We start from the raw sequence: 26314 nt of genomic DNA, 5'->3' as shown, positions 1-26314 counted from the left end.
GTTCAACGTTTCCATGAAACGATGAACCGCTCTTGGAAATCTCAGGCAACAAGGCCGCCGGGGCAACCCGGCGGCCTTTTTGTTTGTTCGGAGTTTGACGACGTTGGTATTCATGGCAGCTTTCGCCCCGCAATCCTAAGCGGCGTCGTTTCGCGTTTTGGCTTTCAAAGGATCGGAGGATATAACGATGAGCAAGAGAACCTGGGCTGCTGTCGACGACTACATCGTTGATGCCCTGTTCGAGGCGGATCCCACCCTCGATGCCGTTCTGGCGGCCAATCATGACCAGGGCCTGCCGGCGATCGACGTGTCGCCGGCGCAAGGCAAGCTGCTTTCAATTCTGGCGCGCATGAAAGGGGCAAGGAAGATCCTCGAGATCGGTACGCTGGGCGGCTATTCGACGATCTGGATGGCGCGCGCACTGCCTGCCGACGGCAAGATCGTGACGCTTGAACTCGACCCGCATCACGCCAAGGTCGCGCGGTCGAATTTTGAGCTTGCAGGGGTGTCGGAGCGGGTCGACCTGCGGGTCGGGCCAGCGCTTCAATCGCTTGCCGCGCTGAGCGCCGAAAATGCCGGCCCGTTCGACCTCATCTTCATCGACGCCGACAAGCCGAACAATCCGAACTATCTGTCATGGGCGATGCGGCTGTCGCGCTCAGGAACCGTCATCGTCTGTGACAACGTCATCCGTGACGGCGCGGTGCTCGACGATGACGGCCGTGATCCCAATGTCGAAGGCGCACGTGCTGCATTCTCCTTCATCGGCAGCGACAAGCGGCTGGAAGGAACGGCCATCCAGACCGTTGGCGCCAAAGGCTATGACGGATTTGCGATTGCGATCGTCGAGTGAACTGACGATGTTGCTACAGCAGTTGTCGATTTGAGGGCTGGATACGTGGCAAAATTGGTGCAAGGCGTTTGCAGACTGACCGGATCGACCGGAAAGTTTGTGGATTCTCACCTTATACCGAAAGCATTGACCAGGGCAGGTGGCCCATATGGACCGTTTACTGAGGGTGGTATCGGACGGCGTCCTGTAGTGAGGCATAGTAGTTGGTACGATCCGGAGCTCGTTACTCAAGAAGGTGAGGCAATACTCGCCAAGCTTGATGATTGGGCCATTCGCGAGCTACGAAGGACTGCGCTGGTATGGAGCGGCTGGTGGCCAACGAAAGCACTCACTGGCATTGACCTTATCCCCGGCACTGAATGGGGGATTCGCTTCATTGAAAGTAAGCAGTGGAGGCGGCTCCGAATATTCTTCCTCAGCTTGCTTTGGAGGGCGGCAGCCTCAACACGCGAAGAGTTTTCGGAAGTGCACCTTTCTGATGAGGATCTAGAAAGGTTGCGCAAAATGATCGTCGACGAAAATCCGGATCCGATCGACTATTTTCAAATCCAGCTGATCCAGCTTTCAACGTTTGGATTCGAGCACAATCACACGCCCATTCCTGGAGTGAAGACGATTCGTGGGGTCAATGGTGGAGCAGACTACCAAGTACCATTCTATCGATTTTACTTCGATGGTTTGATAGCTCATTTTGATCGACGACCTATCGCCGAAATCCAAAAGACACCTATGGAAGAGCTTGTGCTTGGATATGGTGAGCGCCTTTGCGTTGCGACAGTCTCTTATTGGGAATCATCGCAGCGGAAAATGCTCGAGCGGATGTGGCAAGAGGCAGATCGGTGGCCTCGAAAGACTCGCTTACCCAAGAAGTAGGTAACTCAATCGAAAAACGCCTCGACCACATTGCGCTTGCCCAGCATGAAGGCGTCGGCGACATGCTGCAGCGGCGCGAGATCGACGTCGGAGATGCCGGCGCGCACGATCTCGGCGAAGCGCTTGTAGAGCATCGGGTATTCGGCTTCCGGCTCTTCGTGGACCACCTTGCCGTCGATGGCGAGCTTCGAGCCGCCACCGGAAAGCACCATCTTGCCGGTATCCGTATCGGCTAGGATGTCCCAGCTTTGCGGACCGGTCTGCAGCCAGTCGAGCTCCATCGTTACCGGCAATCCGTTCGAGGTGCGGAAGGCGACTTGCGCCGCGACTGGAGCGGCGCGGTTTTCGGGGAAGTCGAGCACCGCCGAGGTGATGAACATCGCCGGCAGGATGTGGGTCGCGATCGACAGCGCGTTGATGCCGGGATCGAAGACGCCGAAGCCGCCTGGCTGCCAGATCCAGTCCTGGTTCGGGTGCCAGCGGCGCACGTCTTCCTTCCAGACGATCGCCGCCGACCGGATGCGGGTCGAGGCGAGAAAGCTCCGCGCGGCCTCCACCGCCGGCGCATAGCGCGAATGCCAGCTGGCGAAGAGGGTAACGCCCTGTCTCGTCGCCAGCGCCTTCAGGTCCTCGACCTCGCTGACCGTGGCGCCGGGAGGCTTTTCCAGGAAGACATGCTTCTTGGCCTCGAGCGCGGTGCGCGCGGCATCGTAGCGGAATTGCGGCGGCATGCAGAGCGAGACGGCGTCCAGTTCCGGCACCGCGTCGAGCATCGCCTCGATGGTAGGAAAATTCGGGATGCCGTCGACCTTGCCATGCCGGCTGGCGGCGGCGGTCAGTCGGTAATCCTGGTCTTTCGCCAGGGCCGGCAGGTGCTGGTCGCGGACGATCTTGCCGACGCCGACGATGCCAATCTTGATGGGCTGGGACACGGTCGCTCCGTCTGTTGGGTAATAATCAGCGCTTCTTATCAGAACACTTGGCCCGAACAAGCCAGCGGTGGACGATCAGTCCAAGCTTTGCCGGACTGCAGCGCCCAACTTTTTCTTTCGCCGGAAGGGGGCTGGGCGCCGATTCGAAAGGCGAGGGGTGTCTGATTCTCAGATCGGCTCCTCGAAGGTCACGATCGACACTTCGCCTTCGAGCGCGCCTTGATAGGCTGACAGATGCGGCTCTTCGTCGGGCACGCCGTCCATGTCACCGATCTGGTCGAGCTCGGCCTCGGCGTAACCCTCAGCCGCGAGCGATTCGAGCGCTTTGCGCACAGCCGAATCGTCGTCGGGTGCGACCAGCATGACATGCACGCCCTCCACCTTGCCGCCTTTGCGTTTCCACACCCGGCCGGTGATGATGGTGACCGGACGTTCTTCATTGTCGTTCACGGCTGATTCCTCCTGGCAAAGAGCGGGCGAGGGGACTTTGACTGTTCAGGGCGGCCTTTTCGCACGAAGCCGAGCCATGCGACAGCCAAAAGCCATTCACTTTGCCAAAGGCTTGGCACTTTCTTCCTTGCCATTGCAAAATGGCGAAAGAAAATTACATGCGGTTTTCGCATGGCTGCCAAGCCTCGGCTTCAATGCAATATTTGCCACGCCGGGGTTGACGGTTCGCGGGCTTACGAGTAGAAGCCGGCCAGTCAGAACCGATGTGAGGCTCTCCTTTCCGAAGCGACACGCTTTGGAGTTTGCCTCAAACAGGGTTCGTTTTACGAGCGAAAAGACATTTCCGGCGTGCACGAAGCGGCTTCCGCTTCCTCTGCCATTTGTTCGGGCAAGACCGCGAGGCGCGGTTTGTGGCCCGAATTTGCGTATGGAAATGACGCTTTGAGCGGCCCTGACCGGGCGAGACACGGAATTGAGAGACAAGAGGGTTTAATGCCTACCGTCAACCAGCTGATCCGCAAGCCGCGCATTGCGCCGGTGAAGCGCAACAAGGTCCCGGCCATGCAGCAGAACCCGCAGAAGCGGGGCGTCTGCACGCGCGTCTACACGACGACGCCGAAGAAGCCGAACTCGGCGTTGCGCAAGGTGGCCAAGATCCGCCTGACCAATGGTTTTGAAGTGATCGGTTACATCCCCGGCGAAGGTCACAACCTTCAGGAACACTCCGTGGTCATGATCCGCGGCGGCCGCGTCAAGGATCTTCCGGGCGTCCGCTACCACATCATCCGCGGCGTGCTCGACACGCAGGGCGTGAAGAACCGCAAGCAGCGCCGTTCGAAGTACGGCGCCAAGCGTCCGAAGTAAGGCGTCCGAAGTAAGATTTTCCGGCTCTGGCGCTTCAATGCGTCGGGCTACGAGATTGAGAGACAAAAGCCATGTCGCGTCGTCACAGTGCAGAAAAGCGTGAGATCAACCCGGATCCGAAGTTCGGCGATCTGATCGTCACCAAGTTCATGAACGCCGTCATGTATGACGGCAAGAAGTCGGTTGCCGAGACCATCGTCTACGGCGCGCTCGACCAGGTTCAGTCGAAGACCAAGCAGGAGCCGGTCACCGTCTTCCATCAGGCGCTCGACAATGTCGCGCCGCATGTGGAAGTGCGTTCGCGCCGCGTCGGCGGTGCGACCTACCAGGTTCCGGTCGATGTGCGCCCCGAGCGTCGTCAGGCGTTGGCCATCCGTTGGCTGATCGCTGCCGCGCGCAACCGCAATGAGACCACGATGGTCGACCGCCTCTCCGGCGAGCTGATGGACGCGGCCAACAACCGCGGCACGGCCGTCAAGAAGCGTGAAGACACCCACAAGATGGCTGAAGCCAACCGCGCTTTCGCGCACTACCGCTGGTAAAGCGCGAACGAGACTGAGAGGCAGCTACGATGGCCCGCGAATACAAAATCGAAGACTACCGCAATTTCGGTATCATGGCGCATATTGACGCCGGCAAGACGACGACCACCGAGCGCGTTCTCTATTACACGGGCAAGTCGCACAAGATCGGCGAAGTCCACGACGGCGCTGCCACCATGGATTGGATGGAGCAGGAGCAGGAGCGCGGCATCACCATCACGTCCGCCGCGACGACGACCTTCTGGAAGGGTCGCGACGGCAAGATGCACCGCTTCAACATCATCGACACCCCCGGACACGTCGACTTCACCATTGAAGTCGAGCGTTCGCTGCGCGTGCTCGACGGCGCCATCGCGCTGCTCGACGCCAACGCCGGTGTCGAGCCGCAGACGGAAACCGTCTGGCGCCAGGCCGACAAGTACAAAGTTCCGCGCATGATCTTCTGCAACAAGATGGACAAGATCGGCGCCGACTTCTACCGCTCGGTCGAGATGATCGGCTCGCGCCTCGGTGCGCAGGCTGTCGTCATGCAGCTGCCGATCGGCGCCGAAATCGATTTCAAGGGCGTCGTCGACCTCGTGGAAATGAATGCGCTTGTTTGGCGCGACGAGACGCTGGGCGCTGCCTGGGACGTCGTCGAGATCCCGGAAGACCTCAAGGCTCGTGCCGAGGAATACCGCGAGAAGATGATCGAAGCCGCCGTCGAAATGGACGAGACGGCCCTCGAAAACTACCTCGAAGGCAAGATGCCGTCGAATGACGAGATCCGTTCGCTGATCCGCAAGGGCACGATCGCGGTCAAGTTCTACCCGATGTTCTGCGGTTCGGCCTTCAAGAACAAGGGCGTGCAGCCGCTGCTCGACGCCGTTGTCGAATACCTGCCGTCGCCGGCCGACGTGCCCGCCATCAAGGGCGTGGACGCCAAGACCGATGCCGAGATCGAGCGTCATGCGGACGATAACGAGCCGCTGTCGATGCTCGCCTTCAAGATCATGAACGACCCGTTCGTCGGTTCGCTGACCTTCGCCCGCATCTATTCGGGCAAGCTGACCAAGGGCATCTCGGTCGACAACACCGTCAAGGGCAAGAAGGAGCGCATCGGCCGCATGCTGCAGATGCATGCGAACTCGCGCGCCGACGTCGAAGAAGCTTTCGCCGGCGACATCGTCGCTCTGGCTGGCCTCAAGGACACGACCACTGGCGACACGCTGTGCGATCCGCTGCATCCGGTCATCCTCGAGCGCATGGAATTCCCCGATCCGGTCATCCAGATCGCCATCGAGCCGAAGACCAAGAACGACCAGGAAAAGATGGGCCTCGCCCTTCATCGCCTGGCTGCCGAGGATCCGTCCTTCCGCGTCAAGACCGACGAGGAAAGCGGCCAGACCATCATCTCCGGCATGGGCGAGCTGCACCTCGACATCATCGTCGACCGAATGCGTCGCGAGTTCAAGGTGGAAGCCAATGTCGGCGCTCCGCAGGTTGCCTATCGCGAGACGATCACCCGCAGGTTTGAGCAGGACTACACGCACAAGAAGCAGACCGGCGGTACCGGCCAGTTCGCCCGCGTCAAGGTTGTGTTCGAGCCGAATGCGGAAGGCGAGGACTTCGTGTTCGAGTCCAAGATCGTCGGCGGCGCGGTGCCGAAGGAATACATTCCGGGCGTCGAAAAGGGCATCCAGAGCGTCATGGGCGCCGGTCCGTTCGCGGGCTTCCCGATGATCGGCGTCAGGGCGACGCTCATCGACGGCGCCTACCACGACGTCGACTCTTCGGTCCTGGCCTTCGAAATCGCGTCCCGTGCGTGTTTCCGTGAAGCGGCACCCAAGCTTGGCGTGCAGTTGCTCGAGCCGATCATGAAGGTCGAGGTCGTGACGCCGGAAGATTATGTCGGCAGCGTCATTGGCGATCTGAACGGCCGTCGTGGCCAGATCCAGGGCCAGGAAGCGCGCGGCGTGGCCGTCGTCATCAACGCGATGGTGCCGCTCGCCAACATGTTCAAGTACGTCGACAACCTGCGCTCGATGAGCCAGGGCCGCGCGGCCTACACGATGCAGTTTGATCACTACGAGCCGGTCCCGACCGCGGTCGCCCAGGAAGTCCAGAAGAAATACGCGTAACTCGAAAGAGCTGCCGCGGTAACGCAATTCAAAGCCCGCACGGGCGAGCAGGAAATGGAGACATCACATGGCAAAAGGTAAATTCGAGCGCACTAAGCCTCATGTGAACATCGGCACGATCGGCCACGTCGATCATGGCAAGACGTCGCTGACGGCGGCGATCACGAAGTATTTTGGCGAATACAAGCGCTATGACCAGATCGATGCGGCGCCCGANCAGGTCGACGACGCCGAGCTGCTCGAACTGGTCGAGCTCGAGGTTCGCGAGCTTTTGTCGAAGAACGAGTTCCCCGGCGACGACATTCCGATCGTCAAGGGTTCGGCACTGGCCGCGCTTGAAGATTCGAACAAGACCATCGGCGAGGACGCGATCCGCGAGCTGATGGCTCAGGTCGACGCCTACATCCCGACCCCGGTTCGTCCGCTCGACAAGCCGTTTCTGATGCCGATCGAGGACGTGTTCTCGATCTCGGGCCGTGGCACGGTCGTGACCGGCCGCGTCGAGCGTGGCGTGGTCAAGGTCGGCGAGGAGCTGGAAATCATCGGCATCCGTCCGACGACCAAGACGACCTGCACGGGCGTCGAAATGTTCCGCAAGCTGCTCGACCAGGGCCAGGCCGGCGACAACATCGGCGCGCTCTTGCGCGGCGTTGACCGTGAAGGTGTCGAGCGCGGCCAGGTTCTGGCCAAGCCGGGCACGGTGAAGCCGCACAAGAAGTTCGTGGCCGAAGCCTACATCCTGACCAAGGACGAAGGTGGCCGTCACACGCCGTTCTTCACCAACTACCGTCCGCAGTTCTACTTCCGCACCACGGACGTGACCGGCATCGTGTCGCTGCCGGAAGGCACCGAGATGGTGATGCCTGGCGACAACATCACGGTCGATGTCGAGCTGATCGTGCCGATCGCCATGGAAGAGAAGCTGCGCTTCGCCATCCGTGAAGGCGGCCGCACCGTCGGTGCCGGCATCGTCGTCACCATCAANGCAGTTCTACTTCCGCACCACGGACGTGACCGGCATCGTGTCGCTGCCGGAAGGCACCGAGATGGTGATGCCCGGCGACAACATCACGGTCGATGTCGAGCTGATCGTGCCGATCGCCATGGAAGAGAAGCTGCGCTTCGCCATCCGTGAAGGCGGCCGCACCGTCGGTGCCGGCATCGTCGTCACCATCAAGGAATAATCGATCCGGCTGCTGCCGGTCGACAGGAAAGGGCGGTCTTCGGGCCGCCCTTTTTGTTTCCATCATGGCCGCGTGAGAGGCGCATTTGCCGGCCGCTGAAAGCTGTTGCAAGCGCCATCGCCGCAACTAGTATGGGTTGCACCGAGGGAGCTTGGCCAAGAGTGGTTCCAGGGCGTCGTTTCGATGGGCAGGCATGGTGGTTGCGGGCGCTGGTCCGCCTCGTGCTGGTGCTTGCCGTGGCACTGCCTGTCTGTGCGGCCCAGGCCGAGGAGGAGCAGCCGGACATCCCGCCGATGCGGTTCGCCGTCGTGCGCAGCAGTGCGCCGGGCTGCGAGCCCAACTGTCCGGAATGGATATCGGCGGAAGGCACCATCGAGGCTGGCACGCCGGCCTTGTTCAAGCGCGCACTCAAGACGCTCGTCGGCCGGCAACTGCCGGTCGTCGTCAATTCCCCCGGCGGCAATGTCGAAGCGGCGCTGGCGCTTGGCCGGCTGATCCGCAAGAACAAGCTCGATGCCGCCGTCGGCACGACCGTCTTCACCGGCTGCGAGCCGCGGATGAAAAACTGCACGGACAAGGATAAGGACGGTAAGGCAGCCGGCTATTTCGGCATGGCCTATGACAGCGGCGCCATGTGCAATTCGGCCTGTCCGCTGATGTTTTCCGGCGGTGTCCGCCGCGTGGTCGGCGATTTCGCCTATCTCGGTGTCCACCAGATCACAACCACCTTCCAGCGGACGAGGCTGGTCTACCGGACCACCTACCGGATCGTGAACGGCAAGAAGAAGATCATCAGCACCAGGATCGTCAGCCGAAAGAACGCCGGCAGCTACAAGACCTACGAAATGAGCAAGGGGGTCGAGAAACGCCTTGCCGCCTATTTGAAGGAAATGGGCGTCGACCAGGGCGTGCTCGAGACGATGAAGCAGACGCAGGCCAGCGACATCCGGCAGATTGCCCTCGATGCCATGCTGCGCATGAAGCTCGTCACCAGCCTGGACAGCGTCGATGTCATGACCGGGGGGACCGCCTGCAGGCTGGAGCAGCCTCAGGCGAACTGCCGGCAGGTACCGGCAGGCAAGGACACCGCCGGCGTCCCGACCGCCGGGGCCAGGCCTGCCCTGCCTCAGGAAGCGGATATGCGCTTCGTGCTTGTTCGCGGCAGCAATCCGCTGTGCAATCCCGACTGCCCGGAATGGATCTCCGCCGAAGGCTCGATCACCGCACAGGCGCCGGAAAGGCTGCGCCAGGCGCTCGATGCCGCCGGTGGGCGGCGGCTGCCGATCGTGATCAGCTCGCGAGGCGGCGATGTCGACGGCGCTCTCGCCGTCGGCAGGATGATCCGGGAGCACAAGCTCGATGTCGTCGTCGCCCGCACGGATTTCGTCGACTGCGGTCCCTCCCTGGACTGCCTGGCCAGGGATGGCGCCCACACCGGGCTGACCATCGATACGGAAGGTGAATGCGCCTCGGCCTGTCCGATCGTGGTCGCCGGCGGCATCAAGCGCCTGATTGGGCCGGATGCGGGCCTCAGCGTGCAGGCGCTCGGACAGGAGGAGAAGGTCAAGGCGTATCTTGAGGAGATGGCGATCGGGCCTGGCCTGTTCGAGGCCATGCAGCGTTCATCGGGCCAAACGCAACTCGATCGAGACACGGCGCTGAGGCTCGGGCTGGCGACAGGGCCTCAGTCCGCCGACGAACTGACAGGTGCCACCATATGCAGAGCGGCAGCGAAGCCGGACAATTGCAGGGTTATGCCGTCAGCCAACGCCGAAGCCGAGACGCCGGCGAAACTGTAGTCGCGCAGGCTGGCTGGCCATCGGGGCAGGTTGAGCAGAGCAAGGGCTTTCCGCTATCGTTCTCGGGCAGCCAGGACAGGTGAACTCTGATGCGCAAGGACGTCCCGACACTCTACGAATGGGCCGGCGGCAGCGAGGCGCTGAACCGGCTGACGCAGACCTTCTATGACAAGGTGGCGCAGGACCCGATCGTCGGGCCGGTGTTCAAGACCATTTCGCCGGACCATCCCGCTCATGTTGCTGCCTTCATCGGCGAGGTTTTCGGCGGGCCGAAAACCTACAGCGAACAGCATGGCGGGCACCGCGAAATGGTCATGCATCACCTGGGCAAGCATCTGACGGAGGAACAGCGCCGTCGCTGGATCAACCTCCTGGCCGACGCCGCCGATGCCGTCGGCCTGCCCGACGATCCCGAATTCCGTTCCGCCTTCATGGGCTATGTCGAGTGGGGATCGCGGCTGGCCAAGATGAATTCCAATCTCGGCGAGACCTGCGACCCGGAAACCGAACCGATGCCGGCCTGGGGCTGGGGTGTGCCTGGCGGACCCTACACGCCGCCTGATGCCAAATCATGACCGGCAAAGCCTGCCGAGAGCTGCTGGAGCAATGACTGCCGAGGAATTCAAGATCGTGCGCTGGCGCGAGTGGGAAGGCCCCGGCCTCGAACATCTTGTGCTGCGCGAGCGGGCCGGCGAGGTGCTGGCCGATTCCGTCGTCATTTGCTCCGGCCAAACGCCTTTCGCCGTCCGCTATCGCATAAGCTGCGACGCGAACTGGCGCGCCAGGAGCGTCACGGTCGACATGATCGGCAGCGAACGGACGCTGGTTCTTGCCTCTGACGGCGACGGCCACTGGGCCCGGGACGGCATGCCCGTGCCGGAGCTCGACGGCGTCTTCGACCCGGACCTCACCGTCACGCCGTTCACCAACACGCTGCCGATCCGGCGCTTGCAGCTTTCCACCGGGCAAACTGCCGAGATCACCACCGCTTTCGTCGATTTCCCCGCGCTCACGGTCGTGAGCAACCCGCAGCGCTACTCATGTCTCGAAGAGGGCAGGCGGTATCTCTATGAATCGCGCGCCAGCGACTTCAAGCGGGAACTCGAGATCGACGATGACGGGCTGGTCGTCAGCTATCCCGATTTCTGGCAAAGGGGATGAAGGCGCGTTTGCCTGCAAACCGCTCTTTACAGACAGCGCGGAAGCTTTTAGGAAGCCCCTGCTGCTGCGCCGAGGCGCACACGATACGGGCATAGCTCAGTTGGTAGAGCGGCGGTCTCCAAAACCGCAGGTCGTAGGTTCGAGCCCTGCTGCCCGTGCCATTTTCCAAATGGCCATCTGAACGATATTTGCTGCTGGCCTTGGAAAATCGGCGAACCGCTGGTGGCCGGACATGCTAAATCGTGAGAAGGTTTGGGTATGGAAGCCCGCAGCGCGCTCCGCCGTGTCGTCCTGCTCGTCGCACTTCTGAACCTGAGCTATTTTGGCATTGAGTTCGCCGTGGCGCTCGCTATCGGATCGGTGTCGTTGTTCGCCGACAGCATCGACTTTCTGGAAGATGCCTCGGTCAACCTGCTCATTCTGCTTGCGCTGGGCTGGTCGATGCGCGCCCGCTCGCGGGTCGGCATGGCGCTGGCGCTTATCCTGCTTGTGCCCGGTTTAGCGACCCTCTGGACGGCGTGGGAAAAATTCAACGCGCCGGTGCCGCCGCAAGCCCTGGCCCTGACGCTGACGGGTCTGGGTGCACTCGCGGTCAATCTCTCCTGCGCCTACATGCTCGCCGCCTACCGGCACCACGGCGGCAGCCTGACGCGGGCGGCGTTCCTGTCGGCACGCAATGACGCATTCGCCAATATTGCCATTATTGCTGCCGGGCTGTTGACGGCTTTCGTATGGCGATCGGCGTGGCCAGATTTGCTGGTGGGTTTGGGGATTGCGGCTTTGAATGCCGACGCAGCCCGCGAAGTGTGGGAAGCCGCGCGTGGAGAGCGCCGGGCAGCCGCCTCCTGATTGCCGCTGTGACAACAATTTGGCCCCGTTATTTTCCAGGGGTTAAGGGTGTGTCAGGATTTTCTTTGAAAAAACTATAGTCTATGTGCTATAAGGTGGGCGCGAATGAAAAACCAAAAACCCGCGGTATGGATGGGATCGTCGAAGGACGACCTGCGCGAGTTTCCGGTCGATGTTCGCCGGTTGATGGGGGTCGCAATCAACGACGCCCAGAATGGTGAAGAGCACCCGGCTGTCAAAGCCCTAAAAGGGTTTGGCGGTCGCAGCATCCTTGAGGTGGTCGACGACTTCGACGGGGACACCTACCGGGCCGTCTACACCGTGCGCTTCGCTGGGGTGATCTACGTCCTTCATTGCTTCCAGAAGAAGTCGAAGAAGGGCAGGGAGACGCCCAAGCACGAGATCGATCTCGTGACAGCGCGATTGAAGGCAGCCGAGGCGCACCACCGCGAAAACCATGGGAAAGGAACAAAGTCATGACTGAAGACATCACCGCCGAAATTAGCAGCGGCAACGTGTTTGCGGACCTCGGCTTTGACAATCCCGAAGAGGAATTGCTCAAGGCCAAGCTGGCCCGCGAGATCCGCGCCATTATCAAGCGCCGGCGCCNTTGACAATCCCGAAGAGGAATTGCTCAAGGCCAAGCTGGCCCGCGAGATCCGCGCCATTATCAAGCGCCGGCGCCTAACCCAGGCGAAGTCGGCCGAATTGCTCGGGATGAAACAGCCGGACGTTTCAGCGATCGTCACCGGGCGCACCGGGAAGTTCTCGATAGACAGGCTGGTTCGCTGTCTGGACCGGCTCGACTACAAGGTCGACGTGGTGGTTCGCCATAAGCCTCGACGGTCAACTCGAGCGGCTGAAGCCGCTTGACCAGACAGCGCCCCGGCGTCGGCTCTCTAAGCCAGTATCTAAAGCAGAACAAATAATCGTCGCCCGGCGCCCGAAATAGCCCTTGCACCTAGCTCGGAGGGCCACCACTTGCCGGTTCATCATCCGGTTTCGGGGATGGGTGTGGGTGCATCTCCCACCACTTGGCTCGTTGTGGTTGCCTTTCTTCTAATCGTGGCGATTTTCGCTGCTACCGACGGAAAGGAATAACCCGATGAAAAAAACAACGGCACTTAAAGTCCAAGCATATTCAACACTCAAACGTTTAGCGTCCGGCCCAACTAAAGCTATCCTGGCAGTCGCCACGACCACAGTGGTGGATACAGTAACTCACCTCATCCATCCGAAAGGCGCTCCCGAAAACGGTTGAGCGCCTTTTTTACGGTTGGCAGATCAACCAGATCCGATCCTGACATCCTCACCCAGCGCGTCGAGCATGGCGAGATAGGGAGCAGGCAACCCATGGTGCCGGCCGCCATCGCGCATCAGCGCTAGATACTCGGCATTTGGGGGAGGGGGATTTTCCTGCCGCTCAGCGACATAGGTCTGCATTTCGGTGGGCTCGCCACCCATGGTCACCACTATCGTCATCCGGTTATAACGGTTCTCGCCCGCGGGTCGGCTGGTCTCGTAGCCTTCCTCCCGATCGAGACGGGCCACATCATCGGGCGTCAACCTATAGACAACGCCCCAGACAGCGCCGTCGCGAACCGGCTCCATTGACGATACTCCGCACCCGCGATTGTTTGACAGCCGCGGAAAACAGAGCCGATGGCTCGGCAACATGCCGATGCCTACGACCTGGTGGCCAGGGCAGCGCTTTGCGATCTGCAGCGGGTCCATGTTCGATCCGTAGGCGAAATATAGCATTGGGACACCCTCGAGAGGCCTAGCAGGGCTGCTGATGAATACTCATTTGGCTTTCAGAATGGCTTCGTCGCCGTTGGGATAGGCAATGTGTCTGGAGCGAGCCGTCGTCGAGCAAGTTCGGCGGAGCCATCGCCAATGACCTCGCCCATCCGTCGAAGCCAGCTTATGTGAAGAACACACATCTTATCGAGCCATATCGGTGCTGTCCCTTCCGCATTGAATGGCATTCGCGAAATTCTCGCTTATTCTGCCTGTGCGCATGTGAGCATACGGTGGCGCCTGGCCAACTGCGGCCGCACCTCCGCCGTCGGCCATAGTCCGGCTGAAAGGGCAGTTTTCGTTGCACGAATGCCCTGTGCGCATCGATATTTTGCGGGTCGGCCTTTGAAAATCCGCGACCTGCTTGCCATATTAGCCTGATTGGGGCATAAGGCAGCCATAGCCGGGACGGAACGACTGGATGGTTCCGAGGCGGTGTTTGGTCATAAAGCGGACACTTGCCACTTGCGTGGATCAAGAATCGGTTTTATGTAGACAGAACAGACACGCGACGCGTGGAGCTGGGAAGCCGGCTTTACGCGTCTGATTTGCATGGGCGAAATGGTTGCGTTGATTCGGCGCGACTCTGGGCTCAGGCGGCACGTCCCGGTCAGCGGGATCATCCAGGGGGCCCGGCCAACGGGTCTTGAAGACAGGCGGCATATGGCTTCGAAAACCACAAATCCTTTCGTCTTTCTCCAGCAGGTCCGCTCGGAGACAGCCAAGGTGACTTGGCCGTCGCGTCGCGAGACCATGATCTCGACGGTGATGGTTCTGGCCTTCGCTGTGATTGCGATGGTCTTTTTCTTCACCGCTGATCAGCTCATGGGCTTCGCGGTCGAACAGATTCTGGGCATTGGACGTTAAGTCCGGCGATTACGGAGAAGTCTAAAAATGACTGCGCGCTGGTACATCGTCCACGCTTATTCGAACTTTGAAAAGAAGGTCGCCGAGGACATCGAGAACAAGGCCAAGCAGAAGGGCCTGTCCGCCGATATCGAGCAGATCGTGGTGCCGACCGAGAAGGTCGTCGAAGTTCGCCGTGGCCGCAAGGTCGATGCCGAGCGCAAGTTCTTCCCGGGCTATGTGCTCCTGAAGGCCAATTTGACCGATGCGGTGTTCTCGCTGGTCAAGAACACGCCGAAGGTCACCGGCTTTCTCGGCGACTCCAAGCCGGTGCCGATCACCGAGGCCGAGGCGCAGCGTATCCTGAACCAGGTCCAGGAAGGCGTCGAACGGCCGAAGCCGTCGGTCACCTTCGAGATCGGCGAGGCGATCCGCGTTTCGGATGGTCCGTTCGCGTCGTTCAACGGTTTCGTCCAGGAAGTGGACGAGGAGCGGGCGCGGCTCAAGGTGGAAGTTTCGATCTTCGGGCGCGCCGTGCCTGTCGATCTGGAATTCGGACAGGTCGAAAAGGGCTGATCCGAAATCCCCGATGTTGGACCGGCGACGCCGGTCGGCGATCGGGGGAGGCGGCGCACAAGCGCGCGGCCTCGAGAACGGTGGGAGGCGAATGCGGCTTTAGCCGGCTGCGCGAACCGCACCACCAGACTGCAACCGCCGGGTTTCCCAGATAGTGGGTGCCGGCATAGACAAAGGCAGGAAAAGAGATGGCTAAGAAAATTGCAGGCCAGCTCAAGCTCCAGGTCTCCGCGGGTTCGGCTACGCCGTCGCCCCCGATCGGCCCGGCGCTTGGTCAGCGCGGCATCAACATCATGGAGTTCTGCAAGGCGTTCAACGCGCAGACCCAGGAAATGGAAAAGGGATCGCCGGTTCCGGTCGTCATCACCTATTATCAGGATAAGTCATTCACCTTCGTCATGAAGACGCCGCCGGTGAGTTATTTCCTGAAGAAGGCTGCGAACCTGAAGTCGGGCTCGAAGGAGCCGGGCAAGGTCAAGGCTGGCACCGTTTCGCGCGACAAGGTTCGCGAAATCGCGACTGCCAAGATGAAGGATCTGAACGCAAACGACGTCGAAGCGGCCATGCGCATGGTCGAGGGCTCCGCCCGCTCGATGGGTCTGGAAGTGGTGGGCTGAGATCATGGCAAAGATTGCAAAGCGTGTATCGAAGACCCGCGAAGGCATCGATCCCAACAAGGCTTACGCCCTGGGTGATGCGCTGCAGCTGCTCAAGGACCGTTCCACGGTCAAGTTCGACGAGACCATCGAAGTGGCCATGAACCTCGGCGTCGACCCGCGTCATGCCGACCAGATGGTCCGTGGCGTGGTCAACCTGCCGAACGGCACCGGCCGCTCGGTTCGCGTCGCCGTGTTCGCTCGTGGCGACAAGGCCGAGGAAGCCAAGGCCGCCGGCGCCGACATCGTCGGAGCCGAGGATCTGGTCGACATCGTCCAGAAGGGCACGATCGATTTCGATCGCTGCATCGCCACGCCGGACATGATGCCGCTCGTCGGCCGTCTCGGCAAGGTGCTCGGCCCGCGCGGCATGATGCCGAACCCGAAGGTCGGCACCGTCACCACCGACGTCGCCGCCGCCGTCAAGGCATCGAAGGGCGGCGCGGTCGAGTTCCGCGTCGAGAAGGCCGGCATCGTTCATGCCGGCGTCGGCAAGGTCTCGTTCGACGTCAAGGCGCTGGAAGAGAACATCCGCGCCTTCGCCGACGCGGTGACCAAGGCAAAGCCGGCTGGCGCCAAGGGCAACTACGTCAAGAAGGTGTCGGTCACCTCGACGATGGGCCCGGGCCTCAAGCTCGACGTCTCGACGCTCGCAGCGTCCTGATACGACCATTTGGATCGTCTCCCAAGAGACTGATCCGCAAGTGAATTCCGGGCCTCCGACGTGTCGGCGGCCCGGTGCCGGAAGCCGAAAGGCTTCCGGACATCCTGTCCGAGATTGCAGGCGGCCCAAAAGCCTTAATTCATGTGGGCCTGCATGAGACGGGTGAAGACCTGACAACGGAGCAAGTGCTCCAATGAAAGGTTCGAACCGTGTTTGCCTTTTGTCTGCGCATCGTCGGCTTGGCCGCCGGTGTGGCGAAAGGGGGCAGGATCCTCGAGCGTCGTTCGGGAGATCCGTTACTGGATGGCCCGGCCGGCAAAGGCAACCCGACGCCTGTCCTATTTTAGGGGCAGGGGTCAACTGGAGATAGGCAGTGGACAGAGCGGAAAAACGCGAACTCGTCACGGGCCTGAACGATGCGTTTGCAAGCGCAGGTTCAGTGGTCGTGGCCCACTATGCCGGTATCACCGTCGCGCAAATGAACGACCTTCGGTCGAAAATGCGCGCCGCCGGTGGCACCGTTAAAGTCGCGAAGAACCGTCTCGCCAAAATCGCTCTTCAGGGCACGGACTCCGCATCGATCATCGAGCTGTTCAAGGGACAGACGCTGATTGCTTATTCGGAGGATCCGATTGCGGCGCCGAAGGTCGCGTCCGATTTCGCCAAGGGAAATGACAAGCTCGTCATTCTCGGCGGCGCAATGGGCACCACCTCGCTCAACGCCGACGGTGTGAAGGCACTCGCCACACTTCCGTCGCTCGATGAGCTGCGCGCCAGGCTGGTTGGCATGATCGCCACGCCGGCAACCCGGATCGCCCAGATCGTCAATGCGCCAGCGGCCTCGGTCGCGCGCGTCATCGGCGCTTACGCCCGGAAGGACGAGGCGGCATGAGGCCGTTCCTCGCTATCACAAACACACGTTCGAACCTTATGAAGGAATACAACAATGGCTGATCTCGCAAAGATCGTAGACGACCTTTCGAAGCTGACCGTCCTCGAGGCGGCCGAGCTGTCGAAGCTTCTGGAAGAAAAGTGGGGCGTTTCGGCTGCTGCTCCGGTGGCGGTTGCCGCTGCTGGCGGCGCTGCTGCTGCCGCTGCTCCGGTCGAGGAAAAGACGGAATTCGACGTCGTCCTCACCGACGCCGGCGCTCAGAAGATCAACGTCATCAAGGAAGTCCGCGCCATCACCGGTCTTGGCCTCAAGGAAGCCAAGGATCTGGTCGAAGCGGCTCCGAAGCCGGTCAAGGAAGGCGTTTCCAAGGCCGACGCTGACAAGTTCAAGGCCCAGCTGGAAGCAGCCGGCGCCAAGGTCGACCTGAAGTAAGCGTAAAGCGGCGGGCGGCCTCGCGCCGTCCGCCACTCCCTTCAGCTGGAGGGGAGGACGCGTAACGCGAGATGTACGAGAACCTCTTTCCTGAGGGCCCGAACAGGCCTTCAGGAAACGGGTTTTCTCCCGTTTCAGCCGGCCGCCGCCAAGCAATTGGTTGTGGCTGCCGGAGAACAGACAGAGGGCCGCCGCCCAGGCGGCTCGGTATGCAAGGCGAGCCGCGGCGAGGCTCGTCCCGAGTTTAGAGCTAAGGAGCGACGATGGCCCAGACCCAGACTTTCAATGGCCGCAGACGCGTACGCAAGTTCTTCGGAAAGATCCCGGAAGTTGCGGAGATGCCGAACCTGATCGAGGTTCAAAAGGCATCCTATGACCAGTTCCTGATGGTGGACGAGCCCAAGGGCGGACGTCCGGACGAGGGGCTGCAGGCCGTTTTCAAGTCGGTCTTCCCGATCTCCGATTTTTCCGGCTCGTCGATGCTGGAGTTCGTGAAGTACGAGTTCGAAGGACCGAAATTCGACGTTGACGAATGCCGTCAGCGCGACCTGACCTATGCCGCGCCGCTGAAGGTGACGCTGCGCCTCATCGTGTTCGATATCGACGAGGATACCGGCGCCAAGTCGATCAAGGACATCAAGGAGCAGGACGTCTACATGGGCGACATGCCGCTCATGACCTTGAACGGCACCTTCATCGTCAACGGCACCGAGCGCGTCATCGTCTCGCAGATGCACCGTTCGCCGGGCGTCTTCTTCGACCATGACAAGGGTAAGTCGCACTCGTCGGGCAAGCTTCTGTTTGCCGCGCGCGTCATTCCCTATCGCGGCTCGTGGCTCGACATCGAGTTCGATTCCAAGGACGTCGTGCACGCCCGCATCGACCGCCGCCGCAAGATTCCGGTGACGTCGCTGCTGATGGCGCTCGGCATGGACGGCGAAGAGATCCTGTCGACCTTCTACAACAAGATCACCTACAAGCGCGCCGGCGACCACTGGCGCATCCCGTTCAACGTCGAGCGTTTCCGCGGCCTCAAGGCCGTCGGCGACCTGGTCGACGCCGATACGGGCGAGGTCGTCGTCGAAGCCGGCAAGAAGATCACCGCCCGTCAGGCCAGAGCGCTTGGCGAAAAGGGTCTCAAGGCGATCAAGGCGACCGACGAGGATCTGCTCGGCAACTACCTGGCCGAGGACATCGTCAACTACGCTACCGGCGAGATCTTCCTCGAGGCCGGCGACGAGATCGACGAAAAGACGCTGAAAGTGCTTCTCGGCACGGGCGAGAACGAGATCAAGGTTCTCGACATCGACCACGTCAATGTCGGCGCCTATATCCGCAACACGCTCAACGTCGACAAGAACGAGAGCCGCCAGGACGCGCTGTTCGACATCTACCGTGTCATGCGCCCCGGCGAGCCGCCGACGCTCGAGACCGCCGAAGCCATGTTCAACTCGCTGTTCTTCGACAGCGAGCGCTACGACCTGTCGGCCGTCGGCCGCGTCAAGATGAACATGCGCCTCGAACTCAAGGCCGAGGACACCGTGCGCGTCCTGCGCAAGGACGACATCCTGGCCGTGGTCAGGACGCTTGTCGAACTGCGTGACGGCAAGGGCGAGATCGACGACATCGACAATCTCGGCAACCGCCGCGTGCGCTCGGTCGGCGAGCTGATGGAGAACCAGTACCGCGTCGGCCTGCTGCGCATGGAGCGCGCGATCAAGGAGCGTATGTCCTCGATCGAGATCGACACGGTGATGCCGCAGGACCTGATCAACGCCAAGCCGGCGGCCGCCGCCGTGCGCGAGTTCTTCGGTTCCTCGCAGCTGTCGCAGTTCATGGACCAGACCAACCCGCTGTCGGAGATCACCCACAAGCGCCGCCTGTCGGCGCTTGGACCGGGCGGTCTGACCCGCGAGCGTGCCGGCTTCGAGGTGCGCGACGTGCACCCGACGCATTACGGCCGCATCTGCCCGATCGAGACGCCGGAAGGCCCGAATATCGGTCTGATCAACTCGCTGGCCACTTTCGCGCGCGTCAACAAGTACGGCTTCATCGAGAGCCCGTACCGCAAGATCGTCGACGGCAAGCTGACCAATGACGTCGTCTATCTCTCGGCGATGGAAGAAGCCAAGCACCACGTCGCGCAGGCCAACGCCGAACTCGACAAGAATGGCGGCTTCGTCGACGAGTTCGTCATTTGCCGCAGCGCCGGCGAAGTGATGATGGCGCCGCGTGAAAACGTCGACCTGATGGACGTGTCGCCCAAGCAGATGGTGTCGGTGGCCGCGGCCCTGATCCCGTTCCTGGAAAACGACGACGCCAACCGCGCTCTGATGGGCTCGAACATGCAGCGTCAGGCCGTGCCGCTGGTGCGCGCCGAGGCGCCGTTCGTCGGCACCGGCATGGAGCCGATCGTCGCCCGTGACTCGGGCGCCGCCATCGGCGCCCGCCGCGGCGGCATCGTCGATCAGGTGGACGCGACGCGTATCGTCATTCGCGCCACCGAGGATCTCGATCCGGGCAAGTCCGGCGTCGACATCTACCGGCTGATGAAGTTCCAGCGTTCGAACCAGAACACCTGCATCAACCAGCGTCCGCTGGTGCGCATGGGTGATCGGGTCAACAAGGGCGACATCATCGCCGACGGTCCGTCGACCGAGCTCGGCGATCTGGCGCTGGGCCGCAACGTGCTGGTCGCGTTCATGCCGTGGAACGGCTATAACTACGAGGACTCGATCCTGCTCTCCGAGCGCATCGTCGCCGACGACGTCTTCACCTCGATCCATATCGAGGAGTTCGAGGTCATGGCGCGCGATACCAAGCTCGGTCCGGAGGAAATCACGCGCGACATTCCGAACGTTTCGGAAGAAGCACTGAAGAACCTCGACGAAGCCGGCATCGTCTACATCGGCGCCGAAGTGCAGCCTGGCGATATCCTGGTCGGCAAGATCACGCCGAAGGGCGAAAGCCCGATGACGCCGGAAGAGAAGCTTCTGCGCGCCATCTTCGGTGAAAAGGCCTCCGACGTGCGCGACACCTCGATGCGCATGCCTCCGGGCACCTTCGGCACCGTCGTCGAGGTGCGCGTGTTCAATCGCCACGGTGTGGAGAAGGACGAGCGCGCCATGGCGATCGAGCGCGAGGAGATCGAACGCCTCGCCAAGGACCGTGACGACGAGCAGGCCATCCTGGACCGCAACGTCTACGCGCGTCTTTCCGACGTCCTCGTCGGCAAGGAAGCGATCGCTGGACCGAAGGGCTTCAAGAAGGGCTCGACGCTGTCCAAGGACACGCTCGACGAGTATCCGCGTTCGCAGTGGTGGCAGTTTGCCGTGGAGAACGAAAAGCTCCAGAGCGAACTGGAAGCCCTGCGTGGCCAGTACGACGACTCCAAGAAGGCGCTCGAGCAGCGCTTCATGGACAAGGTCGAGAAGGTGCAGCGCGGCGATGAAATGCCTCCGGGCGTCATGAAGATGGTCAAGGTCTTCGTGGCCGTGAAGCGCAAGATGCAGCCGGGCGACAAGATGGCCGGCCGTCACGGCAACAAGGGTGTCGTGTCGCGCATCGTTCCGGTCGAGGACATGCCTTTCCTCGAGGACGGCACGCATGCCGATATCGTGCTCAACCCGCTGGGTGTGCCGAGCCGCATGAATGTCGGCCAGATCCTGGAAACGCATCTGGGCTGGGCCTGCGCGGGCATGGGCAAGAAGATCGGCGAGCTGATCGACACGTACAAGGCGGCCGGCGATATCAAGCCGTTGCGCAAGACGCTCGAGAGCTTCATGCCGGCCAACGACCGCAACGAGCCGGTCCGCGAGTATGACGACGAGAGCATCGTTCGCCTCAGCGAGCAGATGCGTCGCGGCGTCTCGATCGCGACCCCGGTGTTCGACGGCGCGCACGAGGCTGACATCAACATCATGCTGGAGCAGGCGGGCCTGCATACCAGCGGTCAGTCGCAGCTCTATGACGGACGCACGGGCGAGCCGTTCGATCGCAAGGTGACGATGGGTTATATCTACATGCTCAAGCTTCACCACCTCGTGGACGACAAGATCCACGCGCGTTCGATCGGTCCGTACTCGCTCGTCACCCAGCAGCCGCTGGGCGGCAAGGCGCAGTTCGGTGGCCAGCGCTTCGGCGAGATGGAGGTCTGGGCGCTGGAAGCCTATGGCGCCGCCTACACGCTGCAGGAAATGCTGACGGTGAAGTCGGACGACGTCGCCGGCCGCACTAAGGTCTACGAGGCGATCGTCCGCGGCGACGACACCTTCGAGGCCGGCATCCCGGAGAGCTTCAACGTGCTCGTCAAGGAAATGCGGTCTCTCGGCCTCAATGTCGAGCTGGAGAACACCAAGCTCGACGACAACCCGATCCGGCTGCCCGACGCGGCGGAGTAAGGCAATGGCGCGTCGCGAAAGCCGCGACGCGCCGATCAAATTTCTTCGGCCGGTGGGCCGACCACTCAGCGGGCATTCTGCCCGCGTTAGATGCAAGGGGTTTTCGAGGACCCCGAAAAGGAGAACGGCATGAACCAAGAGGTCATGAATCTCTTCAATCCGCAGGCGCCTGCGCAGGTGTTCGATTCCATCCGGATATCGCTTGCCAGCCCTGAGAAGATTCTGTCCTGGTCGTTCGGCGAGATCAAGAAGCCGGAGACCATCAACTACCGCACCTTCAAGCCGGAGCGTGACGGTCTGTTCTGCGCGCGCATTTTTGGCCCGATCAAGGACTACGAGTGCCTGTGCGGCAAGTACAAGCGCATGAAGTACAAGGGCGTCATCTGCGAAAAGTGCGGCGTCGAAGTCACTCTGTCGCGCGTTCGCCGCGAGCGCATGGGCCATATCGAGCTCGCCGCTCCCGTCGCCCATATCTGGTTCCTGAAGTCGCTGCCCTCGCGCATCGGCACCCTGCTCGACATGACCCTGAAGGATATCGAGCGCGTCCTGTACTTCGAGAACTACATCGTCACCGAGCCTGGCCTCACCGCGCTGAAGGAGCACCAGCTGCTCAGCGAGGAAGAGTACATGATCGCCGTCGACGAGTATGGCGAGGATAGTTTCACCGCCATGATCGGCGCCGAGGCCATTCACGACCTCCTGGCCGGCATGGACCTGGAGAAGATCGCAGGCGACCTGCGTTCGGAACTGGCTTCGACCACGTCCGAGCTGAAGCAGAAGAAGTATCTGAAGCGGCTCAAGGTCGTCGAGAACTTCATGGAGTCCGGCAACCGTCCGGAATGGATGATCATGAAGGTGGTTCCGGTGATCCCGCCGGACCTGCGTCCGCTCGTCCCGCTGGACGGTGGCCGTTTCGCCACGTCCGACCTGAACGACCTCTATCGTCGCGTCATCAACCGCAACAACCGTCTGAAGCGGCTGATCGAACTGCGCGCTCCCGGCATCATCGTGCGCAATGAAAAGCGCATGCTGCAGGAAGCCGTCGATGCGCTGTTCGACAACGGCCGTCGCGGCCGCGTCATCACCGGCGCCAACAAGCGTCCGCTGAAGTCGCTGTCCGACATGCTCAAGGGTAAGCAGGGCCGGTTCCGCCAGAACCTGCTCGGCAAGCGCGTCGACTATTCCGGCCGTTCGGTCATCGTGACCGGTCCGGAGCTCAAGCTGCACCAGTGCGGCCTGCCGAAGAAGATGGCGCTCGAACTGTTCAAGCCCTTCATCTACGCCCGTCTCGACGCCAAGGGTTACTCCTCGACCGTCAAGCAGGCGAAGAAGCTGGTCGAGAAGGAGCGTCCGGAGGTCTGGGATATCCTGGACGAGGTCATCCGCGAGCATCCGGTGCTGCTGAACCGCGCGCCGACGCTGCACCGCCTCGGCATCCAGGCGTTCGAGCCGATCCTGATCGAAGGCAAGGCGATCCAGCTGCATCCGCTGGTCTGCACGGCCTTCAACGCCGACTTCGACGGCGACCAGATGGCGGTCCACGTGCCGCTGTCCCTGGAAGCGCAGCTTGAAGCCCGCGTGCTGATGATGTCGACCAACAACATCCTGCACCCGGCTTCCGGCGCGCCGATCATCGTGCCGTCGCAGGACATGGTTCTGGGTCTCTACTATCTCTCGATCGTCAACCAGAACGAGCCGGGCGAGGGCATGGTGTTTGCCGACATGGGCGAACTCCAGCACGCGCTCGAGACCAAGGCGGTGACGCTGCACGCCAAGATCAAGGGCCGCTTCCGCACGGTCGACGCCGAAGGCAAGGTCGTGTCGAAGATCCACGACACCACGCCTGGCCGCATGATCATCGGCGAGCTTCTGCCCAAGAACGTCAATGTGCCCTATGAGACCGCAAACCAGGAGATGACCAAGAAGAACATCTCCAAGATGATCGACACCGTCTACCGCCATTGCGGTCAGAAGGAGACGGTCATTTTCTGCGATCGCATCATGGCGCTCGGGTTCGCTCATGCCTGCCGTGCCGGCATCTCGTTCGGCAAGGACGACATGCTGATCCCGGACTCCAAGATCAAGCTGGTGTCGGACACCGAGGCTTTGGCCAAGGAATACGAGCAGCAGTACAATGACGGCCTGATCACCCAGGGCGAGAAGTACAACAAGGTCGTCGACGCCTGGGCCAAGTGCTCGGAAAAGGTCGCCGACGAAATGATGGCCCGCATCAAGGCCGTGGAGTTCGAGGACAATGGCCGTCAGAAGCCGATGAACTCGATCTACATGATGTCGCACTCCGGTGCGCGTGGCTCGCCCACGCAGATGCGCCAGCTCGCCGGCATGCGCGGCCTGATGGCCAAGCCGTCGGGTGAAATCATCGAGACGCCGATCATCTCGAACTTCAAGGAAGGCCTGACCGTGCTCGAGTACTTCAACTCGACCCACGGCGCCCGCAAGGGTCTGGCCGACACCGCCTTGAAGACGGCGAACTCGGGTTATCTCACCCGTCGTCTCGTCGACGTGGCGCAGGACTGCATCGTCAACTCCGTGGATTGCGGCACCGACAAGGGCCTCACCATGCAGCCGATCGTCGATGCCGGTCAGGTTGTCGCTTCGGTCGGCCAGCGCGTGCTGGGCCGCACCTCGCTCGACGACATCAACCATCCGGTGACCGGCGACCTGCTGGTCAAGGCCGGAACGCTGATGGACGAGCGTGACGTGGAGCAGATCGAAAAGGCCGGCGTCCAGTCGGTCCGCATCCGCTCGGCACTGACCTGCGAGGTCAGGGTTGGCGTGTGCGCGGTCTGCTACGGACGCGATCTGGCCCGCGGTACCCCGGTCAACCAGGGTGAAGCCGTTGGCGTCATCGCGGCGCAGTCGATCGGTGAGCCGGGCACCCAGCTCACCATGCGTACCTTCCACATGGGCGGTACCGCGCAGGTGGTGGATAGCTCGTTCCTTGAAGCCTCCTACGAGGGCAAGGTCGAGATCCGCAACCGCAACGTGGTGCGCAACTCCGACGGCCAGCAGATGGTCATGGGCCGCAACATGGCGGTGCTGATCCTCGACGAAGCCGGCAAGGAGCGCGCCACGCACCGCGTCACCTACGGTTCGCGTATCTTCGTGGACGATGGCGACAAGGTGAAGCGCGGCCAGCGTATCGCCGAGTGGGATCCCTATACCCGCCCGGTCCTCACCGAAATCGAGGGCAAGGTGTCGTACGAGGATCTGGTCGACGGCATTTCCGTCCAGGAAACGGCCGACGAATCGACCGGCATCACCAAGCGTGAGGTCATCGACTGGCGTTCGACGCCACGCGGCAACGACCTCAAGCCGGCGATTGCGATCCTCGACGCCAAGGGCAAGGTCGGCAAGCTGTCGAAGGGTGGCGACGCCCGCTTCCTGCTCTCGGTCGAGGCCATTCTCTCGGTCGAGCCGGGTGCGCAGGTTCGCCCCGGCGACGTCCTGGCGCGTATCCCGATGGAAAGCGCCAAGACCAAGGACATCACCGGCGGTCTGCCGCGTGTTGCCGAACTGTTCGAGGCTCGCCGTCCGAAGGATCACGCCATCATCGCCGAGATCGATGGCACGATCCGCTTCGGCCGCGACTACAAGAACAAGCGCCGCATCATCATCGAGCCGCATGACTCGACGCTCGAGCCGGTCGAATACCTGATCCCGAAGGGCAAGCCGTTCCATCTCCAGGATGGCGACGTCATCGAGAAGGGCGACTACATCCTCGACGGCAATCCGGCGCCGCACGACATCCTGGCGATCAAGGGCGTGGAAGCACTTGCTTCCTACCTCGTCAACGAAATCCAGGAAGTCTACCGCCTGCAGGGCGTGTCGATCAACGACAAGCACATCGAGGTGATCGTCCGCCAGATGCTGCAGAAGGTCGAGATCACCACGCAGGGCGACTCGACCTACATTCCGGGCGACCACGTCGACGTGATCGAGCTGGAAGAGGTCAACGAGCGCCTGATCGAGGACGGCAAGAAGCCGGCCGAAGGTCAGCCGGTGCTGCTCGGCATCACCAAGGCCTCGCTGCAGACGCCGTCCTTCATCTCGGCCGCCTCCTTCCAGGAGACGACCAGGGTGCTGACGGAAGCAGCGGTTGCCGGCAAGACCGACATGCTGCAGGGCTTGAAGGAAAACGTCATCGTCGGCCGGCTGATCCCGGCCGGTACCGGCGGCACGATGAGCCAGATCCGGCGCATCGCCACCTCGCGCGACGAACTCATCATCGACGAGCGCCGCAAGGCCTCCGGTGTGGAAGTCGCCGAGCCGATGCTGGCCGACATGACAACCGCCGCGCAGTAAGCGCGGCGGCAGCAATTCCAGGAAAAGTGTAAAACGGTTTTCCGTCCGGAATTGCCAAAATAAGGATAGAGCGGTTCAACGTTTCCATGAAACGA

23 protein-coding genes, 1 tRNA gene and 2 pseudogenes are annotated in these 26314 nt (G+C 61.7%); 23 read left to right on the top strand and 3 right to left on the bottom strand.

Annotated features, from left to right (window positions below; genetic code table 11):
- The first annotated feature begins 187 nt into the window (after positions 1-187).
- Entirely contained in the window at positions 188-853 is a 666-nt protein-coding gene (locus tag X743_RS139000; protein ID WP_023769194.1) for an O-methyltransferase, read from the top strand.
- Between the two features lie 45 nt (positions 854-898).
- Positions 899-1726 carry a hypothetical protein gene (locus X743_RS1000000170110; protein WP_156934568.1) on the top strand — a complete coding sequence of 276 codons (828 nt, stop codon included), beginning with the start codon at positions 899-901 and terminating at the stop codon, positions 1724-1726.
- A gap of 5 nt (positions 1727-1731) precedes the next feature.
- Here the strand turns inward: X743_RS1000000170110 and X743_RS139005 are convergent, their stop codons facing one another.
- Together X743_RS139005 and X743_RS139010 are read right to left on the bottom strand one after the other, a co-directional pair.
- The gene (locus X743_RS139005) at positions 1732-2658 is read right to left on the bottom strand and encodes a Gfo/Idh/MocA family oxidoreductase (RefSeq protein ID WP_023769192.1); all 927 of its coding nucleotides are present in this window, start codon (positions 2656-2658) and stop codon (positions 1732-1734) included.
- 168 nt (positions 2659-2826) lie between these two features.
- The gene (locus X743_RS139010) at positions 2827-3108 is read right to left on the bottom strand and encodes a hypothetical protein (protein ID WP_023769191.1); all 282 of its coding nucleotides are present in this window, start codon (positions 3106-3108) and stop codon (positions 2827-2829) included.
- A gap of 492 nt (positions 3109-3600) precedes the next feature.
- Between X743_RS139010 and rpsL the strand changes: the two genes are divergently transcribed.
- From rpsL to X743_RS1000000172560, 13 genes and pseudogenes are all read left to right on the top strand, one after another.
- Complete coding sequence (rpsL, locus tag X743_RS139015; protein WP_006333356.1) at positions 3601-3972, top strand: 30S ribosomal protein S12; 372 nt, start codon at positions 3601-3603, stop codon at positions 3970-3972.
- Between the two features lie 71 nt (positions 3973-4043).
- Positions 4044-4514, top strand: a complete 471-nt coding sequence (gene rpsG / locus X743_RS139020) for a 30S ribosomal protein S7 (protein WP_008875664.1) — start codon at positions 4044-4046, stop codon at positions 4512-4514.
- A gap of 29 nt (positions 4515-4543) precedes the next feature.
- Positions 4544-6634 carry an elongation factor G gene (fusA, locus tag X743_RS139025; RefSeq protein ID WP_013895702.1) on the top strand — a complete coding sequence of 697 codons (2091 nt, stop codon included), beginning with the start codon at positions 4544-4546 and terminating at the stop codon, positions 6632-6634.
- Between the two features lie 67 nt (positions 6635-6701).
- Positions 6702-7607, top strand: a pseudogene (locus tag X743_RS139030) (elongation factor Tu); the annotation flags it as partial.
- Between the two features lie 13 nt (positions 7608-7620).
- Positions 7621-7818, top strand: a pseudogene (gene tuf, locus X743_RS1000000171625) (elongation factor Tu); the annotation flags it as partial.
- A gap of 161 nt (positions 7819-7979) precedes the next feature.
- Positions 7980-9617, top strand: a complete 1638-nt coding sequence (locus tag X743_RS139035; RefSeq protein WP_023769189.1) for a hypothetical protein — start codon at positions 7980-7982, stop codon at positions 9615-9617.
- Positions 9618-9706: 89 nt separating this feature from the next.
- Positions 9707-10192 (top strand): group II truncated hemoglobin, encoded by a 486-nt coding sequence (locus tag X743_RS139040; RefSeq protein ID WP_023769188.1) that lies wholly within the window; start codon positions 9707-9709, stop codon positions 10190-10192.
- A gap of 31 nt (positions 10193-10223) precedes the next feature.
- Positions 10224-10778, top strand: a complete 555-nt coding sequence (locus tag X743_RS139045; RefSeq protein ID WP_023769187.1) for a putative glycolipid-binding domain-containing protein — start codon at positions 10224-10226, stop codon at positions 10776-10778.
- A gap of 85 nt (positions 10779-10863) precedes the next feature.
- Positions 10864-10939: transfer RNA gene (locus X743_RS139050), tRNA-Trp, on the top strand.
- A 97-nt stretch (positions 10940-11036) separates the two neighbouring features.
- Positions 11037-11627, top strand: coding sequence for a cation transporter (locus tag X743_RS139055; RefSeq protein WP_023769186.1), 591 nt, complete (start codon positions 11037-11039; stop codon positions 11625-11627).
- Between the two features lie 105 nt (positions 11628-11732).
- Positions 11733-12107 (top strand): type II toxin-antitoxin system RelE/ParE family toxin, encoded by a 375-nt coding sequence (locus tag X743_RS139060; RefSeq protein ID WP_023769185.1) that lies wholly within the window; start codon positions 11733-11735, stop codon positions 12105-12107.
- Positions 12108-12257: 150 nt separating this feature from the next.
- Positions 12258-12500, top strand: coding sequence for a helix-turn-helix transcriptional regulator (locus X743_RS1000000173800; protein ID WP_245264351.1), 243 nt, complete (start codon positions 12258-12260; stop codon positions 12498-12500).
- Positions 12501-12732: 232 nt separating this feature from the next.
- Entirely contained in the window at positions 12733-12888 is a 156-nt protein-coding gene (locus X743_RS1000000172560; RefSeq protein ID WP_156934567.1) for a hypothetical protein, read from the top strand.
- Between the two features lie 23 nt (positions 12889-12911).
- On the opposite strand, the gene X743_RS139065 is transcribed toward X743_RS1000000172560, so the two are convergent.
- Positions 12912-13388: a gamma-glutamylcyclotransferase family protein gene (locus tag X743_RS139065; RefSeq protein ID WP_084555677.1), complete on the bottom strand. Its 477-nt coding sequence runs from the start codon at positions 13386-13388 to the stop codon at positions 12912-12914.
- A gap of 702 nt (positions 13389-14090) precedes the next feature.
- Between X743_RS139065 and secE the strand changes: the two genes are divergently transcribed.
- The 8 genes from secE to rpoC all read left to right on the top strand — a co-directional run bounded on the left by secE (position 14091) and on the right by rpoC (position 26219).
- A complete protein-coding gene (secE, locus tag X743_RS139070; RefSeq protein ID WP_013895711.1) occupies positions 14091-14294 on the top strand; it encodes a preprotein translocase subunit SecE in 204 nt (67 codons plus the stop codon).
- Between the two features lie 27 nt (positions 14295-14321).
- On the top strand, positions 14322-14849 hold the full coding sequence (gene nusG / locus X743_RS139075; protein WP_013895710.1) for a transcription termination/antitermination protein NusG: 528 nt from the start codon (positions 14322-14324) through the stop codon (positions 14847-14849).
- 188 nt (positions 14850-15037) lie between these two features.
- A complete protein-coding gene (gene rplK / locus X743_RS139080) occupies positions 15038-15466 on the top strand; it encodes a 50S ribosomal protein L11 (protein ID WP_010909262.1) in 429 nt (142 codons plus the stop codon).
- A 4-nt stretch (positions 15467-15470) separates the two neighbouring features.
- A complete protein-coding gene (gene rplA / locus X743_RS139085) occupies positions 15471-16169 on the top strand; it encodes a 50S ribosomal protein L1 (RefSeq protein ID WP_023769182.1) in 699 nt (232 codons plus the stop codon).
- A 373-nt stretch (positions 16170-16542) separates the two neighbouring features.
- Positions 16543-17061, top strand: a complete 519-nt coding sequence (gene rplJ, locus X743_RS139090) for a 50S ribosomal protein L10 (RefSeq protein ID WP_013895708.1) — start codon at positions 16543-16545, stop codon at positions 17059-17061.
- 54 nt (positions 17062-17115) lie between these two features.
- Complete coding sequence (rplL, locus tag X743_RS139095) at positions 17116-17493, top strand: 50S ribosomal protein L7/L12 (RefSeq protein WP_006202136.1); 378 nt, start codon at positions 17116-17118, stop codon at positions 17491-17493.
- A 263-nt stretch (positions 17494-17756) separates the two neighbouring features.
- Positions 17757-21893 (top strand): DNA-directed RNA polymerase subunit beta, encoded by a 4137-nt coding sequence (rpoB, locus tag X743_RS139100; RefSeq protein ID WP_023769181.1) that lies wholly within the window; start codon positions 17757-17759, stop codon positions 21891-21893.
- A 129-nt stretch (positions 21894-22022) separates the two neighbouring features.
- Positions 22023-26219, top strand: a complete 4197-nt coding sequence (gene rpoC / locus X743_RS139105) for a DNA-directed RNA polymerase subunit beta' (protein ID WP_013895706.1) — start codon at positions 22023-22025, stop codon at positions 26217-26219.
- Positions 26220-26314: the final 95 nt, after the last annotated feature.

This window comes from Mesorhizobium sp. LNHC232B00 (assembly GCF_000502435.1).
GTDB lineage: Bacteria > Pseudomonadota > Alphaproteobacteria > Rhizobiales > Rhizobiaceae > Mesorhizobium > Mesorhizobium opportunistum.
Note: the sequence above shows the minus strand (reverse complement) of the source record. Positions and strands in the feature narration are given on the sequence as shown.